Annotated in this window: 10 protein-coding genes; 4 read left to right on the top strand and 6 right to left on the bottom strand. The window is 57.1% G+C overall.

Features of this window, described 5'->3' with window-relative positions; translation table 11 throughout:
- Positions 1-47 precede the first annotated feature (47 nt).
- Positions 48-3542, bottom strand: a complete 3495-nt coding sequence (gene pulA, locus OOT55_RS12485) for a pullulanase-type alpha-1,6-glucosidase (RefSeq protein ID WP_265366197.1) — start codon at positions 3540-3542, stop codon at positions 48-50.
- Positions 3543-3958: 416 nt separating this feature from the next.
- Here pulA and OOT55_RS12480 point away from each other — a divergent pair, with 416 nt between their 5' ends.
- The gene (locus tag OOT55_RS12480) at positions 3959-4861 is read left to right on the top strand and encodes an alpha/beta hydrolase (protein WP_265366196.1); all 903 of its coding nucleotides are present in this window, start codon (positions 3959-3961) and stop codon (positions 4859-4861) included.
- Here the strand turns inward: OOT55_RS12480 and OOT55_RS12475 are convergent.
- From OOT55_RS12475 to OOT55_RS12455, 5 genes are all read right to left on the bottom strand, one after another.
- Entirely contained in the window at positions 4858-6732 is a 1875-nt protein-coding gene (locus OOT55_RS12475) for an alpha-amylase family protein (protein ID WP_265366195.1), read from the bottom strand. The two genes, OOT55_RS12480 and OOT55_RS12475, sit on opposite strands and share 4 nt — an antisense overlap.
- 13 nt (positions 6733-6745) lie before the next feature.
- On the bottom strand, positions 6746-8587 hold the full coding sequence (locus tag OOT55_RS12470; RefSeq protein ID WP_265366194.1) for a glycoside hydrolase family 13 protein: 1842 nt from the start codon (positions 8585-8587) through the stop codon (positions 6746-6748).
- Between the two features lie 13 nt (positions 8588-8600).
- Positions 8601-10091, bottom strand: a complete 1491-nt coding sequence (locus tag OOT55_RS12465) for a tryptophan halogenase family protein (protein ID WP_265366193.1) — start codon at positions 10089-10091, stop codon at positions 8601-8603.
- Between the two features lie 74 nt (positions 10092-10165).
- Complete coding sequence (locus tag OOT55_RS12460) at positions 10166-12982, bottom strand: TonB-dependent receptor (RefSeq protein WP_265366192.1); 2817 nt, start codon at positions 12980-12982, stop codon at positions 10166-10168.
- Positions 12983-13327: 345 nt separating this feature from the next.
- On the bottom strand, positions 13328-14956 hold the full coding sequence (locus OOT55_RS12455; protein ID WP_265366191.1) for an alpha-glucosidase family protein: 1629 nt from the start codon (positions 14954-14956) through the stop codon (positions 13328-13330).
- 367 nt (positions 14957-15323) lie between these two features.
- Between OOT55_RS12455 and OOT55_RS12450 the strand changes: the two genes are divergently transcribed.
- The 3 genes from OOT55_RS12450 to OOT55_RS12440 all read left to right on the top strand — a co-directional run bounded on the left by OOT55_RS12450 (position 15324) and on the right by OOT55_RS12440 (position 20000).
- Positions 15324-16832: an MFS transporter gene (locus OOT55_RS12450; RefSeq protein WP_265366190.1), complete on the top strand. Its 1509-nt coding sequence runs from the start codon at positions 15324-15326 to the stop codon at positions 16830-16832.
- Positions 16829-18493 carry an alpha-amylase family glycosyl hydrolase gene (locus OOT55_RS12445; protein ID WP_265366189.1) on the top strand — a complete coding sequence of 555 codons (1665 nt, stop codon included), beginning with the start codon at positions 16829-16831 and terminating at the stop codon, positions 18491-18493. The genes OOT55_RS12450 and OOT55_RS12445 overlap by 4 nt, the downstream gene beginning before the upstream one ends.
- Positions 18494-18746: 253 nt before the next feature.
- Complete coding sequence (locus OOT55_RS12440; RefSeq protein WP_265366188.1) at positions 18747-20000, top strand: HlyD family secretion protein; 1254 nt, start codon at positions 18747-18749, stop codon at positions 19998-20000.
- Positions 20001-20016: the final 16 nt, after the last annotated feature.

Here is a 20016-nt window from a genome sequence, read left to right as displayed (position 1 = left end):
AAAATCCGGGGGTGGTATCACCCCCGGATTTTTTTTGCGTGGTCAGATCAGCTCCGGCGGGATACCAGGTGGATCCCGGCGAACGCCAGCAACATCAACAGCAATCCGGGATTGGCACTGCCGCTACTGCCGCGATCCGGTCCGGGAGTTTCGCTGTCCCCATCGGTATCGTCGTCATTGCCGCCGTCGGTGTCGTCATCGTCGCCGGTATCGGCCTGCGCGATCTGGAACACCGCGGTAGTGCGTGCGGGTACCGTAAAGGTGCCGGTTTCGGCATCAAAAGTGGCGCCCTGAACCGTTTCATCGTCGGAGGCCTGCTGCAGCGGGTGCAGTTCCCATTCTGCTTCGGTCCAGTCCTCGGAGCTCAACGTCTGAGCATCCACGTGGGCATTGAACAATACCATCACCGCGTCCCGCTCCGGGTCGACGTCATCACTGCCATCGGCAATGTGCATGGCGACCAGTGCCGGCTTCTGCTCGGCGCCGGTGTTGTGGAAGCTCACCTGTTCGTTAATCGCAGCGCCGGTTTCCAGACGGAACAGTTTTGAGCTGTGACGGATGGCCAGCATCTCCTTGAAGTGCGCCAGGCTGCTCAGGATATGCGCCTCTTCCACCGCCAGAGTCTCATCCGCCAGCCGCGGCTGAATTGTATCCCAGCTCGCCTCTGTGGAGTGGGCCGGCGGCAGGCCACGGCCCCAGCCGTTCTGCTGATAACTGTAGTCCAGCAGGTTGAACCAGTCGCCGGAATCGTAGCTGTCGCGATCCATGGACTTGGAGCGCATCAACTCCTGGCCGGCCTGCACGAACGGAACGCCCTGAGCGAGCAACGCCAGGCTGGTACCCATGTTGTGCACCCGTACCCGATCTTCCGGCGTACGATCCAGCGGGATCTTGTACTGGTTGATGTCGAACAGGGTTTCGTTATCGTGCTTCTCGATATAATTGATCGACTCTTGCGGGTCCAGAGTGTAGCCCACGGCCGCGCCGTAATCACCGGTCACCTCGTTCCCCTGCCAATCGATAAACGCAAAGTCTTTCAGACTGCCGGCCAGACCAATGCGGATGCGGTCGGTGCTGGTCATCAACCGCTCCAGTTCATCGGAGCTACCGTCATTTTCGGCATTGGGATCGTAATACAGACCGTTGATGAAGCTCTGGTTGATGACATGATTGACCCCACTATCGAACGGGCTGCCGCCGCGCACCGCATCGCGGAAGCGATCGTTGAAGGTGCCCACACCGGTGCCGGCCATATTGATCTGGGTGGCCTGTTCAAAGCGCGCATTGTCGGCCACCTCGCCGAAATTCCAGCCTTCGCCGTACAGATAAATATGCTCGCCGTTCACACCGTGTTCTTCGTCGGTCAGTGTGGCCAGCTGCTCCTTGACCTTGAGGATATTGGCTTTGCTGTGATGCCCCATCAGGTCAAAGCGGAAGCTGTCGACCTTGTACAGCTCGGCCCAGGTCATCAGTGAGTCCACCATGAATTTCTCCATCATGGCGTGCTCGGAGGCGGTGTTTTCACAGCAGGTGCTGCGCTCGATATTGCCACTGCTGTTCAGTCGGTGGTAATAACCGGGTACCACTTTATCCAGAACGGATTTGTCCCCAAGGCCGGATTGGCTGGTGTGGTTGTAGACTACATCGACCACCACCCGCAGTCCGGCTTCGTTCAGGGCCTGCACCATTTCGCGGAATTCGATAATGCGGGCCACGCCATCCGGGTCGGTGGCGTAGCTGCCTTCCGGGGTGTTGAAATGGTGCGGGTCGTAGCACCAGTTGAAGGCGTCGCTGCCGCGAATGGCACTGACCGCCGCCTGCTGCTCGGTGCTGTCCGGGGCGTACTGGGACAGGTCGTCTTGAAGTGTCAGCTGGTCGGCCGGATCTTCCGGAATGGTGGCACAGTCATTGACGGGAAGCAGGTGTACGTGACTCAGACCGACTTCCTGCAGGGACTTCAGGTGGGTCATGCCCAGGCTGTCCGCGACGGTGAAGGCCTTGAACTTGCCGCGATAGTCCTCCGGCACTTCACTGTCGCTGACACTGAAGTCGCGCACATGTACTTCGTACACCACCATGTCTTCGGGGGCGGTGAACGCCGGCTTCGTCAGGGTATCCCAGCCTTCGGGCTTGAGGTCGTCATCGTCGAGGTTGACCAACTGGCTGCGCTGACCGTTGGTGCTGGCGCTCAGGGTGTACGGGTCGGTGACGCGGTTGGTTTCAATGTTTCCGGTCTGCGGGACGTACACTTCCACGTCGAATTGATAGTACTGCCGATCCCAGCTCGCATCGCCGGTGATACTCCATACGCCGGTTTCCGGGTTGAGCGTCATGGGGAGCTCGGTGGGCGCGGTATCCGTGTGGCTGTCGGAGTACAGAAGGAAGGTGACGTTCTGGGCGGTCGGTGCCCACAGGTGCACACTGGGAACACCGTCGTCATACACCGGGCCCAGGTCGCCGTCGTAGGTGTACAGATCATCCAGCACACCCGGAATCTGCACGCCGGTGGCATCGACCAGGCTGCCGTCTTCGTTGCTGGCCGACACGGCGATCTGCCCTTTCAGAATGTCACCGATCTGCTCGAGGTCCGCTTCGGCAATGGTGAATACGGGGTAGTTGGCCAGGTGAGGGAATTTTTCGGCCAGCGCATCACTCATGCCATTGGCATCGTGGGTCAGCGTGATGGCTTCGCCGCCAGAAACGCCCTCGGGGCTGCTGGTCATGTCCGCCTGAGCATCGAAGTGCAGTTGGACATTGGCGTCCGGTGTGACCGCGAAGGCAATGGTGTTCTCGTTCAGCCAGTACGCTTTGGATTGACTCAGATCGCCAGCGGAAATGACATCGCCCACGTACACACTATTGTCCAGACTGTTATAGGTGAAGGTGACTTCGTCGCCGTCCGCCTCAACGGTAAAAGGCACATTGCCACCGTCTACGCCGTAACTCTCGTCCCAGGTCTCGTTCAGGGCGATTTTTGCCTCGTAGTTGCCGGCGGGAATGTCAGTGGTGGTGTATTGATAGATACCGGTGTTGTTGATGTCCTGAACCCAGGCAATCATGCAATCCGGCTGCCAATCACCGGGGCAACCCAATTCACTCTGGAAATCACCGACCGCCGCGGCGATGACATGATTGACGCTGTCGGCCACCCAGTGGCTATCGTGACTGTAGTAAAACCGGACGTCCTCCTCTTCGGACACACTCAAGGGAATGTTGTCACCACCGGAGGTTGCATTCGCACCGTAGTTTTCATCCCAACTGCCGTTGATAGCCGCTTTGTATTCGTAGTCGCCGGCCGGAAGCGTGAAACTGCCGCGCCAGATACCATCCGCGCCCGCTTCAAGGGCGGCATCGGTACAGTCCGGCTGCCATTCGCCCGAGCAGCCCATCGCGGGATTGAGATTACCCGGGATGCTGACACTTGAGGGGTCTGAGGTATGGTCGGCTTGAGCGCCGATCGCCAGAGCGAGCACGGGCAGGGCGCGTGCGCTATGCATTAACCACCGGGGCATAGCCCGGCCGTTACGGGTATTATCGTTCATTATTGTATCTCCAAGCTTACTGGTTACTGTTATGTTTATTGGTACCCGACCGGACAGGATCGACAGCACGAACGGCCGGGTAAAAAAAAGGCGCAGTAGACTGCGCCAAAGTTTCCCAACACAAAGCAATGAGAGAGTAGGGTAAAACCGTAAGGTTTCAAAAAACGGCCCAGGAGTGATCCTGGGCTGGCAAGGAAGGAGAGTTCCCAAGCCATGACTTCATCGTAGAACGGGGCGACGGACGGCTCAATAGCCTGCATACGTATGCAGGTCGTCTCACCGTTATGAATACGTATGCATTTTCCGGGCGGCGGGGGTTTCGCGTTATCCTTCGAATACCATGAATATTCGTTACTGCGTTTGGTTCTAAAAATTGCCGATTGTCATAGTCTCTTTTGATAAATATCAGGTTTATTATGAAAGTATTGTTACCGCTCGGGTGCTTTGTAATGCTACTGACCGGGTGCGTGTCCGCCGCGCCCGAGCATCGACTGATTGATGAGGGGCTTTCGTTCGGAACGCTTCATCGTTATGAGGCGTTTCCCTCTGCCGAAGTGCCGGCCCGTATAGTCGATGTCTGGCTGCCGCCGGGGTATCCACACACTGGCCAACGCCATCCGGTTATTTACGCGCAGGACGGCCAGAACCTGTTTCGAGCGGAGGAATCCTACGGTGGTGAGGAATGGGGGCTGGATGAAACCCTGGCGCGTCTGGCAAGCGAGTCCGATATCGCGCTTCCGATTGTAGTGGCCATCTGGAACACGCCGGAGCGATTTGCCGAATACATGCCTGAACAGGCGCAGACTCAGGGCGCGGTATCCATGGGCATTCACGGCGTTCCGGATGTGGCGCAGTCAGCGTTGCGGGCCGATGCTTATCTGCGTTTCCTCGTTGAGGAAGTGAAGCCGTTTATCGACCGGCACTACGCTACCAGAACGGACCTCAAGCATACCACCATCATGGGCTCGAGCATGGGGGGCTTGCTGTCGGCCTATGCCGTTGCCGAGCACCCGGAGGTCTTTGGCGCCGCGGCCTGCCTGTCGAGCCATTGGCCCGCCGGCGACGGTGCCGTGGTCCGGTATCTTGAAACCCATCTGCCGGAGCCGGGCGTCCACCGTTGGTACTTCGATCACGGCACTGAAACGCTGGATGCGGCCTACGGTCCCTATCAGCGGGACATGGACCGGATCATGGCGGCCAAAGGCTATCGGCGTGGTGCAGACTGGCAGAGTCTTCGCTTTGACGGCGCGCCCCACAGTGAAGCGGCGTGGCGCGCCCGGCTGGAAATTCCGCTGCGGTTTCTGCTGAATATCGACTAACGCTCAAGTTCCAGCACGGCAGATGACAGTGGCTCCAGGTGGATCACGGTACCCGCGCCCTGCTCGTTCACGGTCAGGGTCGCGGTCCGATCTGAGTCGAGCCGATCCCGAAGTGTGTACTGCCCCGGCACCAACTGCCACTCAGCGATCAGTTCGCGCGGCAGCTTCAGTGCCACTTCGGTTGCCGCCTGATCGCCAAAATGACTGACAAGCAACCACCGCTGTGAACCCGACCAACGGGCCCAGGTGTAAAGCTCGTCGGTGTAGCGATTGCTGTACTGGCGCTGATGGTCGTGCAGGTCCATGATCTGCCCGTCGGCGGCGGGCTCCTCCCGTGCCAGACGTAAAACACGCTGGTAAAATTCGCGCAGCGCGGCCTCTTCCTCTCTGAGCTGGCCACCGTCGAAAGCGCCGTCGTTCATCCAGCGTTGGTGGGCGGGCACGCCCCAGTAGTCGAAAATGGTGGTCCGGCTGGCTTTGCCGAAACCGGCATCTTCATCGGCGTCTTCGCCCACTTCCTGTCCGAAATAGATCATCGCCGGGCCCCGTCCCCAGAGCGCGGAAACCACCATGGCCGGCTTGCCTTTTTGTGCGTCGCCCGAAAATTCCGGGTGGGCAATGCGTTGCTCATCGTGGTTCTCGAGAAACAGCAGCATGTGCTGATCGATGTCCGCGAGCGCGTCGCGCACCGGAGGCAGGGTATCGGTACCGGCTTCGTCGCGCATGATGGGTTTCAGCGTATCGTAGATATCCACCTTGGCGTAGAGGTAGTCCATCTTCCCCAGGTGAATGTAATCGCGGTAGGCGTCCGGATTGTAAATTTCCGCAAGCAGAAAGGCGTCGGGGTATTTCACTTTGATGGAGGCGTTCAGAAAGCTCCAGAATTCCACCGGTACCATTTCCGCCATGTCGTACCGGAAACCGTCGACGCCTTTGTCCAGCCAATAGTGGGCAATGTCGCGCATTTTATACCAGGAGTCCGGCAGGTCCTGTTCCTGCCAGTAAGCGTGATGAGCCTGGATCGACCGCTCGGCATAGTCGTCCGGCAGGCGGGGGAAGTCGTAGGTACCGTCGGGTCTTACCCCGTAATTGATCTTTACGGTTTCATACCAGTCATTGAAATCCGGCTGGGCGGCACGGGCGCCATTACCGGTCCATTTGGCCGGGTTTTCCGCGAACAGGCCATCGGCGAGCGGGTGGTCATCGCCGCCCAGGGGTTGGTAGCCGCCCTCGGGCTCGGGGACTCTGAAGCGTTCGCCGACCACATAGTAGAACTGGTTGTCACGGGCATAGGTGACAGAGTCATCATCCCGGGCACCGAGGTTATCGACGCCCTCCGGGCGGCTGATGGAATCGTAATCCCTGGCCACGTGGTTGGGAACAATGTCGATAATGACCTTCAGGCCGTTGTCGTGAGTACGTTCAATCAGCGCTTCGAATTCCGCCAGGCGCTGCGCCGGGTTGTCGGCCAGATCCGGGTTGACGTTGTAATAATCCTTGACCGCATAAGGTGAGCCGGCGCGGCCTTTGACCACGTCCGGGTCATCCAGGGAAATGCCGTAATCGGTGTAGTCGTTGATCACGGCATGATGGGGTACGCCGGTGTACCAGATATGAGTCGCCCCCAGTGCGTTCAACTCCCGAAGCGCGGTATCGGTGATGTCAGCGAATTTGCCGACGCCGTTTTCCTCGAGAGTGCCCCAGGGCTTGTTGGTGGTCTCGGTATTCCCGAACAGGCGGGTGAACATCTGATAGACGACGGGTTTGCCGGCATTGGGTTCCGGGCTATCCGTACTGTCGATCGGTTTGGGCGACTGGGCGCATCCGGCCAATGAGGCCAGAAGCGCCGTGGCGATCCAGGGTTTTTTCATGGCATGGCTTCCGTCAGTGCAGTTCCAGAATGCGGGCGCTCATCGGCTCGAGTGTCAGGTCGTTATCCAGGGACAGGGTTTCGCCGCTCAGGACATCGGTACCTGAACGGTGACCATCGATGGCCTGTGCGTAACGCTCGTTAGAGAGTTGACGGGTCTCCCCGGTGTGATTGATCGCCACCAGAATGCGCTGCTCCCCGGTGTAGCGGGCAAACACATAAACGCCGTTGTGGGGGGCAAAGTGCAGAAGGTCGCCGTGGTGAATGGCCTCCTGGTCCTGCCGCCAGTTGAGTAACTGACGGAGGTATGCCTGAGCAGAACGTTGGGTATCCGTCAGGCCTTCGCCGGTGAACCCGTTGCGCGTATCTCCGGCCCAACCGCCGGGAAAGTCACTGCGCACGGCGCCGTCGTCCCGGGTCTTCGGGCTGGTGGCGAGCACTTCCGAACCGTAAAAGAATTGAGGGGTTCCGCGCATTGTGGCCAGCAGGGTCATGGCGATATTGAACCGCTCCAGGTCCTCATCAATCAGGCTGTACAGTCGGCTGGTATCGTGGTTCTCGGCAAAAATGACCAGGCTCATCGGGTCCGCGTAGAGATTGTCGTCCGCCAGGGTTTCGTAGACGCGAATCAAACCCCGGTCCCAGGCTTCGTCTTCCGTCAGTGCGGTGCGCAGGGCGTCGTACATGGGGAAATCCATTACGCTGGGAAGATAGGACACATAACCGTCTTTATTGTCTTTGCCGCGCTGCCAATAGGACACCACATTGGGATTGGTGCTCCACTCCTCACCGACAATATTGAAGTTGGGGTATTCCGCCATGATGCGGCGGGTCCACTCGGTCAGGAAATCCTTGTCGGAGTAGGAATAGGTATCGGTACGGATGCCATAAAGATCGGCGTACTCGATCCACCAGATGCTGTTCTGAATCAGGTAATTGGCGACCAGTGGGTTGCGTTGGTTCAGGTCTGGCATGGATTTCACAAACCAACCGTCGGCAAACTCCTGTTTATCGATGTCCGCCGCGTAAGGATCCTGAACGCTGGTCCGGTAATGGGTGGTGGGGACGAATTCGCCCTGAAAGTTCAGCCAGTCGTCGGTGGGCAGGTCGTCCATCCACCAGTGACCGGACCCAATATGGTTGAGAATCATATCCTGAATCAGACCCACGCCTTTGGCTTTGCCTTGCAGGCTGAGCTGGCGATAGTCCTCATTGTCACCAAAGCGCGGATCTACCCGATAGAAATCGGTAATGGAATAGCCGTGGTAGGAATACTCGGCCTGATCATTTTCCAGCATGGGAGTTGGCCAGATGGCGGTAAAGCCCATGTCCGCAATGTAATCCAGATGCTGGATCATGCCGTCCAGGTCGCCGCCGTGACGACCGACGCTGCTGTCCCGGTTCGCGGCCTCTTTGAGCTCGGCCAGGCTGTCATTGCTCGGGTCGCCATTGGCAAAACGATCCGGGGTGATCAGGTAGATGGCATCCGTCGTGTTAAAGCCGTTGCGGTCGGCGGAGTCTTTTCGGCGGGTGTGGAACGCGTAGTCATGCTGGAAGGCATCGCCGTTTTCATGGACAAACTGCAGGGTGACGATCCCGCCCCGGAAGGTATTGCGAACGTCAAGATCGACAAACAGGTAGTTTTCACTCTCGACGCGGTGCACTTCAGTCAGCGAGACCCGGGGATGCTCCAGGCTCACAGACCACTGGGCAATCCGGTCACCGTGAATCATCAGCTGCAGGTTGGAATTGTGCATGCCCGCCCACCAGAACGGTGGCTCCACGCGGTCAATGGGGTCGGCAAGCGCGGCGGGTATTCCAAGGAGCAGGGTAAGGAACAAGGTCAGGCGTATCATGATGGGGTATCCACTACTTGATTGAGGCAATAAAGTCGTTGTGAGAGGGCATCTGGGCGACGGTTTTGTCGACAATCCGCTGCCAGGAATTCATAAACTCGCGCAGTTGTTGGTCTTCAAGGTTGTCTACCAGCGGGTGGTAGTCCTGTGGCGTAATGCCCTGGCCGATCATCACCTGCTCCCAGGCGGTTTCGCTGAACAGTTCGTCCTGTTCGCGAAACACCCGCCCCGAGCCGGCAAACAGGTCAATTCGTCGGAGCAGTGATTCCGGCTTGGGCGCCTCACGGCACATGCGCCAGAAGGGGCTGTCGGTTTTGCTGTTCAGGTGATAGTGCAGGATGATGAAGTCGCGGATTTTTTCGAACTCGATCTGCGACTGCCGGTTGTACTCCTCAATATCGCTCGGCTGTATGCCGTTGCGTGGGAACAGTTTGATCAGTCGGGTCAGCCCCTGCTGAACCAGGTGCAGGCTGGTGGATTCCAGAGGCTCCAGAAAGCCGCTGGACAGGCCCAGGGACACGACGTTCTGGCACCACTGCTGAACCCGGCGTCCGGTTTTAAAACGGATGGGGCGAGGGTCCGCCAGCGCGGGGGTGTCCAGGTTGGACAACAGGGTATGCGCCGCCTCATCGTCGCTCAGGTGGCGGTGGCTGTAGACCAGGCCGTTACCCGTGCGATGCTGGAGCGGGATTCGCCATTGCCAGCCACCCTCGTGGGCGATGGCCCGGGTATACGGCGTGATGGTTTCTGCTGCTTCGCTGGGAACCGCAAGGGCGCGATCACAGGGCAGCCAGTGACTCCAGTCCTCGTAGTCGACATCCAGTGCTTCGCCGATCAACAGCGCGCGAAAACCCGAGCAGTCGATAAACAGATCCGCTGCCAGACGCTCACCGGATTCGAGCTGAACGGCGGCGATATCGCCGGATTCGGGATCCTTGTCGACCGTCTGAATTTTGCCATCAATGCGCTTGACGCCGAGCTTTTCGCTGTAGGCGCGCAACATCTGTGCATACAGTCCGGCATCAAGGTGATACGCGTGGGTAAGCCCAGGGAACTGAGTGCCGGGAATGGTTTCCATGGGAGCAAAGCGGTTATGCCGAGCGGCCTGTTCGTTGAGCGAGTACCGCCAGAAATCTTCGGCCACCCCCGCCTGTCGGGCTTTCAGCCAATAGTGATGAAAACCGGCAACGCCCAGGTTGCGCCCGATTTCACCGAAGGCGTGCATATAGCTATCACCCGGTTGGTTCCAGTTCTCAAACTGAATGCCGAGTTTGATGGTGCCCATGGTCTGCTTCAGGAAGTCGGCTTCCTTTATACCCAATACGTCATTGAAGGTTCTGATGGGGGGAATCGTGGCCTCGCCAACACCCACGGTGCCGATTTCACTCGACTCCACCAGTTGAATCTTTATCTGTTTGCTGAAAAATCGGGCCAGCACGGCGGCCGCCATCCAACCGGACGAGCCCCCGCCCACAATCAGTACGTTTTTTATGGAATGATTCACGTCGTTATCTCCAGCCAAAAAAAAGCCCCTGCTACAGCTCTTCACTATAGCAGGGGCTTTCCTTCATGCCCTGATTAGAACTGGTAGTTCACACCGAGCAGGTAGTTAGCGCCGAAGGTCTGGTATGACGTAATCCGGCGGGGATCATCATCCTCCGCAGCTACCGTCTCTTCGTCGGTCAGGTTCTGCGCCTGCAGAGTGATGCTCAGACCGTCAAGCGAGTCGAAGCCACCGGCACCGAAGTCATAACCGATCTGTGCGTCCCACAGCTCAGAGCCCTGGTCCGTGGTCGGAGTCAGTGCCAGGCTGAGGCCACGGGTTTCGGTCAGGAATTCGTCACGCTTGCGACCACTGACGCGGAACTCGAAACCGTTCTTCTCGTAGTAAACGGTCAACTGATAGGATTCCTCGGACAGGCCGGGGATTTCCTGCTGCTCACCATCATACTCGATGGCGCCGTCGAGGAAGGTCGCCGCGGCAATGAGGCCAAAACCGTCCAGCGTTTCACTGAAGGTGTAGAACGGCAAGCTGCCCTGCAGTTCAATACCTTCCACTTTACCTTTACCCAGTTCGGCAATAGAGGTAGTCGGGCCCTGGAAAGACTGGAAGTTGTCCACACCGGCATCGTGATAGCCTTCGATGAAATAGGGCTCGAAGTCGGTGATCACGTCCTGGCTGATGTGCCAGTTGAGCAAATCTTTGTAGAACCAGGAAGCCGCTACATAGCCGTCGTTGGTGAAGTAGTATTCATAGGACAGGTCAGTTTGAACCGCTTCGAGCGGACGTAGGTTCGGGTTGCCACCAGAGCCACTCCAGGCACTGAACTCGGGATCGGCGCTTTCGCGACGGCCGTTGTCAAAGCTGAAGTTGATGGTGTTGTTTGCGCGCATGTCATCCATACGGGCCCGAGACAGGGTCTTGGAGGTCGCAAAGCGAACGATCTGGTTGTCCGTCATCTGGAAGTTCATGTTCAGACTCGGGAGGATCTTCAGGTAATCATCACCACCGCTGACGGGGGTGGCGACTACGCTGACCAGACCGGTGTCGTCGTCTTCGCGCGCAACGCTCGCGAAGCCATCCGAGCTCTGGTCGGTATCGATAATCTGAACACCGAAGTTACCGGACAGGATGCCGGTTTCGAAATCGGCCTTGGCATAAGCGGTAACCACTTCTTCGGTGACAGAGTAAGTGTCGCCCAGGCGTGCAGTTTCAAACTCGGTTGCGTCGATTTCAGTGTAGACACCGTCGCGGTACATGCCCACACCATCGTACGCCACCATGCCACCCAGGCCCAGGAAGCTCAGGTTGGTCGTGCCGACATAGTAGGGCTCCAGAGCCGGGTCTGTGAAAGACAGGGCAGTCTGGTCTTCACGCGCTTCATCGGCGTCAAAGCCGGGAGCGACCAGGAAGGCACCGTAGTTGACCTTGCTCTTGGTGCGGTCGGAGTAGTTCAGGCCCAGCTCAACGCTCTGGAAGAAGTCACCGTTGATCGCTGCGGTGGTGGACAGACGCAGGGTGTCCAGCTCTTCCTCAAAACGCGGATAGTTGACGAAGCCGTCCTGAGCATTGTCTTTGCCACCGACGCGCTGGGCAATGGCGCCACCCCAGGCCTGAGGACCAGCCAGGCGAATGCCTGCCGGATCGGTGTAGTCAGGCATATCGATGGTGGGGTGTTCGCTGAACATGACACCTTCAGGAGACACCTGCTGCCAGGCGCGGGCTGCCGGATCACCCTGCTGGGTGGTGCCGGCGCGGCCGGTGCCGGAGTAGCTCTCGATATTGATCAGGTCTTTGGTGGATTCGCTGGTGGCGAAATCCAGTTCGGCTGACCAGGTGTCATTGATCTGATATTCGGCATTGAAACCGAAAGTGGTCAGTTCGCCGTCTTTGTCTTCACCGTCGTTGCGGATCACACTGTGGAAACCGTCGAAAACGCCATTCATGACCAGGCCGTCTTCAACGTCACCGGCGGTGTAGTTCGCGCCGCTCCAGACCGGACCACCTTCTTCAAAACCACGGAAGACCTTGGATTCGAGGAAGTCGATGTACAGCGCGTCAACGGTAACGCTCAGGTCTTCGTTGGGCTCCCACTGGAATACGCTGGAGACGGTGTCGCGCTCCATGGTGGCAGAGCGGACATAGGAGTCATGACCACCGAAAATGAAATTCCCGGAGTTGGGATCCTCAGGGTAACCCCAGATACGGACGTTCTCTTCCTGGCTGGGCGATTCCATGGAGGCCAGTGTTACGGCGAAGCCCATGGTGTCGTTGGCGAAGGTGTCCGAGTAGGTGAAGGCCAGACGGTGACCGGTGTCATCGTAGTCCGGGTTGGCGGACTCCATGCCGTTGACTTCGTAGTTACCGTTAAAGCTGATGATGCGATCGTTTTCCAGCGGACGCAGGGTGCGCAGGTCAACGACACCACCGAGGCCCTGGTTTACCAGATCAGCCTGCATGGTTTTGTAAACAACAGCGTCGGAAATGATTTCAGAGGGGTACAGATCGTACTCAACGCCACGGTTGTCACCGATGCCGAGCAGTTCACGACCGTTCATGGTGGTCGCAACGTAGTCTTCGTTGAAGCCGCGAACGGAGATGCCGCTGGTGCGGCCGTTGACCCGCTCACCGGCCAGACCGGGCAAGCGTGCCAGTGACTCGGCAATACTGGTATCGGGCAGTTTACCGATGTCCTCGGCGGATACCACTTCCACAATGGAGGAAGAGTTCTCTTTGATGGCGATGGAGTTCATGAGGCTGCGGCGAATACCGGTCACCACCACTTCCTCGAGCATGCCGGCTTCCTGGTCTTGAGCGTAGGCGGGAGCAACGGTCATTCCGGCGGCGAGGCAGCCTATCACGGATGGGAGCATGAGCTTCTTGGTGTTCATCATCTAACAATCCCCTTTCATAGGTTATTATGGTTAAGCGTTGAGCAGTGATAAAAGTTGGTGCCAGTCACTGATGATTTCAGTGCGGGCGTTTCCAGTTCCAGCGATGTTCCGCTAATTTCCTGCTGAAACTCAGGCTATCCCATCGGGTATAGGCGGGCAATTCATTGCATACGTATTCAAAGCCGGTTTTCGGCTGACAACCGATTGAATACGTATGCAAAGTGAATCCGGTTTGATATCAGTTTGTATGACGGTTGCGGGCGATACCCATAAAAAACGCCGACTGATGAAAAATCAGTCGGCGTTTGGCGCTGTGTCTCGCGAGAGCGTTGTTCGCAGTGGCGGTCAAGCGTCCAGTTGGAAGTAGCCCGCGCCGTAGGCGGGCAGGATGACCTGTCGACCTTCAATCCGTGCGCCGATGAAGCCATGCCCTTCAAGTGCGGTCCCCGCCGATAAACCATTCAGCGCCAGGGTGGTTTCCTGACCGGTAAAGTTCATGGCAACCAGAAGTGACTGGTCGTCATGGCGCCGGGTAAACAGCATCTGCCCTTCCGGTGCATTCAGGAATTCGATATCTCCCAGTCGCAGCGCCGGTTGGTCATTGCGCCAATTAATAAAGGTACGATAAGCGTTGAGCACCGAGTTCGGATCTTCGTTCTGTATATCCACGGCCCGGGCCTTATGTTCCTCGGGGATGGGCAGCCATGTGGAGGGAGCGGTAGAGAAGCCGGCCTGATGTTGGTCATGCTGCCAGGGCATCGGGGTGCGACACCCGTCGCGCCCCTTGAAGCGTGGCCAGAAGGTGATGCCGTAAGGGTCCTGTAGCTCATGCTGCTGAATGTCCGCTTCAGTCAAACCGAGCTCTTCCCCCTGGTAGCTGCAGGCGCTGCCGCGCAGGGATAACATCATGGCATTGAACAGTTTCGCCAGCGCATCCGGCTTGTCGGCACCGCCCCAGCGGGTCATCACCCGGCGCACGTCGTGGTTACCAATGGACCAGCAGGGCCAGCCTCCTCCCAATCGGGACTCGAGGGTTTCCACCGTTTCCCGGATGTACTGTGTGCTGAACTTCTCCACAAGCAGCTCAAAGCTGTAGGTGGTATGCAGCCGCTTGTCGCCTTTGGTGTACTCGGCCATGGTGGCCAAAGAGTCCTCGGATGAGATCTCCCCGAGTGTGACCGAGCCCGGGTAGCGGTCCATGAGCTCGCGAACCGACTCCAGGAACTGCAGATTCTCCGGTCGATCATTGTTGTACCAGTGGTACTGGAACGCGTAGGGGTTGTCCTCGGAAAAGCCGCGGCCTTTTCGTTCTTCTTTGGGTTTGGCGGGGTTGTCGCGCAGCTGCTGATCATGGAAGCAGAACGTGATCGCATCCAGGCGAAGCCCGTCGACACCCTTCTTCAGCCAGAACTCGATCTCATCGAGAATCTCGGCCCGCACTTCCGGGTTGTGGAAGTTCAGGTCCGGCTGGCTTTTCAGGAAATTGTGCAGATAATACTGCTCGCGGCGGGGCTCCCACTCCCAGGCGCAGCCGCCGAAGATGGAGAGCCAGTTGTTCGGCGGCGTGCCGTCTTCGCGGGGATCGGCCCACACATACCAGTCGGCTTTCGGGTTGTCGCGACACTGGCGGCTTTCTTCAAACCAGGCGTGCTGGTCGGAGGTGTGGCTCAGCACCTGATCGATGATGATCTTGATCCCCTTGGCGTGAGCCCGTTCGATAAGACGGTCAAAATCATCCAGATTGCCGAAAATAGGGTCGATATCGCGGTAGTCGCTGATGTCGTAGCCGAAGTCTTTCATGGGCGACTTGAAAAAGGGGGATACCCAGATGGCGTCCACCCCGAGGCTGGCAATGTAATCCAGCTTGTCGATGATGCCCGGAATGTCACCAATGCCGTCGGCATTGCTGTCCATCAGGCTGCGGGGGTAAACCTGATAAATGACGGCGCCACGCCACCAAGGGTTAGTTTGCATGGGTTACCTCCGCGGGAAGTTCATACCGGCCCAGTCGGCAGGGGCCGTTTGCAACAGTCAGTAAAGAGTTCATAGCGAGAAGCCCTGACACATTATTGTCTTCGTTGTGTGGGCGGGGTCGTTGAATGCCCGGCCTTATTCGATGTGGGACCAATATACGTTAGCGCCGGAATTGTCAGCAATACGCTACATACGTATGCATTGTCTGTCGAGCCGGAAAAACGCTCAAAAAAAAGACAGATTGGGATGAATACGTATGCAAGCTATTGCCGCGTCGGGTCTGCTTCCTTAATTTGAACGGCTGGCTTTCCATGGGTGTGAACATGCTAAGCTAAAAGCATCTGATAACGGATAACAAGTGATCGATATGAATCAAAAACCCCAACTCAGTTTTTGGCAGATCTGGAACATGAGTTTCGGATTTCTGGGCATTCAGTTTGGTTTTGCCCTGCAAAACGCCAATGTCAGTCGTATCTTTCAGACTCTCGGCGCCCCCATTGATGACCTGGCCTTTCTTTGGCTGGCGGCGCCGGTTACCGGCCTGCTGGTGCAGCCGATCATTGGCTATATGAGTGATAAAACCTGGAACCGGCTGGGCCGTCGCCGCCCCTATTTTCTGTTTGGCGCCATTTTTGCGAGTCTCGCCCTGCTGTACATGCCCCACTCCCCAACGCTGTGGGTGGCCGCCGGTATGCTCTGGATACTCGATGCGTCCATCAATATCTCCATGGAACCCTTCCGGGCCTTCGTCGGCGATATGCTGCCGGACAAGCAACGCACCAAAGGCTTTGCCATGCAGAGCTTTTTTATCGGCATCGGCGCCGTGGTGGCTTCGCTCCTGCCCTGGATCATGACCAACTGGTTGGGCATCAGTAATACCGCCGAGCCCGGTATCATTCCGGATTCGGTCATCTACTCGTTCTGGATCGGCGGCGCCATCCTGTTACTGGCGGTGCTCTGGACGGTGATCAAGACCCGTGAGTACAGCCCCGAAGAGCTGGCGGCGTTCGAACAATTCAAGGCGCAGCAGAAGCAGGCCGCACCGGTAGAGGTTGAAACCCGGTCCTCCGCTTCCTATGGCGCGTGGGGGCTGGCCTTTGTGGTGGCTGGTGCTCTGGTAGCGATTGCGGTGTACACCTTTGGGTTACAGAAAGAGGTGATTGTATTGGCCGGGCTTCTGGGGGGTGTCGGCGTACTGCAACTGGTGGCCGGTTATATGCTGCGCAATGGAAAAACCAACAATGGAGTCTATCAGGTAGCTCACGACCTCTTTCATATGCCCAGGACCATGGCCCAACTGGCGGTGGTTCAGTTCTTTTCCTGGTTTGCCCTGTTCTCCATGTGGATTTACGCCACCAGTGCGGTGACCAGCTATCACTACGAGACGCTCGACACTTCCTCCAAACTGTATAACGACGGCGCCGACTGGGTGGGGGTTCTGTTTGGTGCCTACAATGGTTTTGCGGCGCTGGCGGCGATCGTAATTCCGCTACTGGCGAGAAAGCTGGGCCGCAAAGGCGCACATATTGTGAACCTTTGCCTGGGCGCAGCGGGCCTGATTTCATTCATAGTCATTCGCGATCCGGCCTGGCTGCTGGTGTCCATGGTGGGCGTCGGGTTTGCCTGGGCGTCCATCCTGTCCATGCCCTACGCGATTCTCTCCTGCTCACTGCCGGCCCATAAAATGGGCGTTTACATGGGGATCTTCAATTTCTTTATCGTCATCCCGCAGATTATTGCCGGCAGCCTGCTGGGGCTGATACTGAACAAGCTGTTCGGCGGCGAGGCCATTTGGGTACTCGTGGCCGGCGGCGTATCGTTTCTGGTAGCCGCCGCCGCTACCCTGATTGTGAATGATGAAGGAGTCGACGCATGAAGCGCGCACTGACAACCCGTTTAAGTATTCTCGCCACCGCGGTGGCTCTGGCCGCCTGTGCCTCTACCTCGACCGAAAAACGGCCGCATTATTACGGTACGCAGGACGCGTTTGCCGAGGAGGCCATTTACTTTCTGCTCACCGACCGTTTTGTGGATGGCGATCCGGCCAACAACCACGAAGATCAGGGCGGCGAGTTCCCCACCTTCGATGTGCCCCTGCCGGGTCCCGATGGCAAAGAGGCCAATGTCGGTTATCTGGGCGGGGACTTCAAGGGCATCCTCGATAACGCGGAGTATCTGAAGTCGCTGGGTATCACGGCGCTGTGGATCTCGCCGATTGTCGACAATCCCAATCAGGCTTTTAATGGCGGTGATCCGGTGGGCTTTGCCCAGCCGGGGGACGGTGGTAAAACCGGTTTTCACGGCTACTGGGGCACCAACTTTTATAAAGTGGATGAGCATTGGGAGTCCGAGGGGCTGACCTTTGCCGACCTGACCCGTCGTCTGCGGGAAGAGCACGACATGAAAATCGTGCTGGATATTGTGGCCAACCACAGCTCTCCTGCCTATTCCATGGAAGAAGACCAGCCGATGTTCGGCGAGGTCTACGGCCCCAATGGTGAGTTGATTGCCGACCACGAAAACCTCGAACCGGAACAGCTTAACCCCAACAACCCGCTACATGCTTTCTACGAGCGGGAAAAAGATCTGGCGCAGTTGGGCAAGTTCGATGCGGATAACCCGGCGGTCATGGACTACGTGGTCGGTGCCTACCTGCAGTGGATTGACCAGGGCGCGGCGGCCTTCCGTATCGATACATTGCGGCACAAACCCCATGAATTCTGGAAGGAGTTTGCCGACCGGATTCGCGAGGAGCACCCGGACTTTTTCATGTTCGGCGAAAGCTTCGTGTTCGATGCTGAATTTCTGGGCGAACATACCCAGCCGGAGAATGGCGGTCTGAGCCTGCTGGATTTCCCTGCGCAGGAAACTATCACCTCAGTGTTCGAAAACCCGGACAGTGATTATTCCGACATTCTGAGCTACCTGCATCTGGAAGAAAGCCCGTACCACAATCCCTACGAGTTGGTTTCCTTCTACGAAAATCACGATATCCGGCGTATGGATGGGGGCACCAAGGCTTACATCAATGCCAATAACTGGTTGTTTACCTCACGGGGTATCCCGTCCATTTACTACGGTTCGGAAATTGGCTTTATGCCCGGTACCAAGGAGCATGAAGGTAACCGCAACTACTTTGGCGAAGCGGGAATCGACCAGGCAAAGCAGCACCCCATTGCGGAGAACCTGAGTCACATCGCCCATATCCGTCAGGAATCCGTGGCGCTGCAGAAAGGTCTGCAGGCGAACCTGGAGTTCGACGGTGACACCGCCTCCTTCCTGCGCGTGTATCAGGATGAACATCAGGCGCAGACTGCGCTGGTGCTTCTGAACAAGGGTGACGACGCCGCCAGCATCAGTGTCGATCGCTGGTTGAACGAGGGTGAGTGGCGCGATGCGGATACCGGAGAGCGGTTCGACGTCCGCGATCAGATTACTCTGGGTGTTCCGGGTAATGGTGTACGCGTTCTGTTTTACGATGGAAAAGTCAATAACAGCGACTTGATGAATAGGCTGGAAGAACTTAAAATCAAATAACTATGGGGGCATAGATATTTTTTTTCAACTAGTGGAAAATATATGTTTTTGATATCGTTTTGACGGTCAAAAAAACAGGGACGTTTTATGCTAATAGAATCATTCGTGTCGTTAATTTCTCCATATAGAAAAAAGTATAAATTTTAGCACAAGATTCTACGGGAAGGATTTGACAGGATGACCTTAAGAAATTTCCCTTCTTGGCAGAAGGGTTGATAACTCTATGAGCTATTATTAAGGGAAACGAAAAGGAATGCCTCAGTTATTTCGGGAACAGGCACTGGAGTTTAAAAAGGGTCGGCTACAGGGCGAACTACTCCTGTTGCCAAAAGCCTCCTATGTGGTGCTCACCGCTTTTCTCCTTCTGTGGGTTGCATTGCTCGCGTTCTGGTTGTTCTCCAATGAATACGCCCGTAAAGAAACCGTGTCTGGCTGGGTGGAGCCGCAGTCCGGTGTTACCCGTGTCTACCCGGATTCGCCGGGCATCATAAAGCAGATCCTGGTATCGGAAGGCGAATCGGTGACCGAAGGCCAACCATTGGCCGTTGTGAATGGCGATCGGTTTCTGGTGGGTGGAACCGCGCTGGAGGCGCAACTGCTGGACGAGTACACCGCTCAGAAAGAGCGGGTGCTGGAGCAGATGGAGAGAACCCAGACGTTATACGAAAACCGCTACGCCGACCTGGAAGCGCAGATTGATGCCGCCAAAAAGGATCTCGAGTTGATCGATCAGCAATTGACGACCCTTGGACAACGTGAAGACATCGTGGCCGATCGTCATAGGCGGTACCAATCGCTTCTGGAGAAAAACCATGTGTCTGAAGACGACTACAATAAAATCCTCGCCCAGGCTCTCGAAATTGACAGCGAACGCCAAAGTCTCGTTCGGGCAAAACTCCGCCAGCAGACGGACATTCGACGACTGAATACACAGATTGCGCTGTTGCCCATTGAGGAGCAGGACCAACTGGATCAGTTGCGTACGTCCTTGGGAGATATCGCGAGGCAAATCGCGCGTCTTCACGGTGAGCGAGCCTATGTCATCAAGGCGCCCTCGACGGGTGTAGTCAATAACCTTCAAGCAAGCCCGGGGCAAAAAGCCGATGTCAGCGGGCAGCAGCCTTTACTGACTATTGTGCCTGAGCAGGCGGATCTAATGGCGGAGCTTATGGTGCCCGTTCGAGCAGTCGGTTTTGTGGAGGCCGGGCAGTTGTTGAAAATCCGTTACGATGCCTTCCCCTATCAGAAATTCGGCTTTTACTCGGGCGAGGTGATTGATGTCTCTAACAGCATCATGCTGCCCAGCGAGTTGACCCGATCACCCATAGCCCTCCAGGAGCCGGTGTATATCGTGAAGGCCCGGCTTCCCGAAAAAGCCGTCACCGCCTTTGGCGGGCACGTACAGTTGAAGCCGGGAATGACGTTGACGGCGGATATCAAACTGAGTGAACGATCGATCGTGGAGTGGTTATTGGAGCCGCTCTATAGCCTGAAAGGGCGTGTATAACCAGAGACACCCTTGT

The organism is Marinimicrobium sp. C6131, assembly GCF_026153455.1.
Lineage (GTDB): Bacteria > Pseudomonadota > Gammaproteobacteria > Pseudomonadales > Cellvibrionaceae > Marinimicrobium.
The sequence above is the reverse complement of the archived record's forward strand: the minus strand, read 5'-3'. Positions and strand labels throughout refer to the sequence as shown.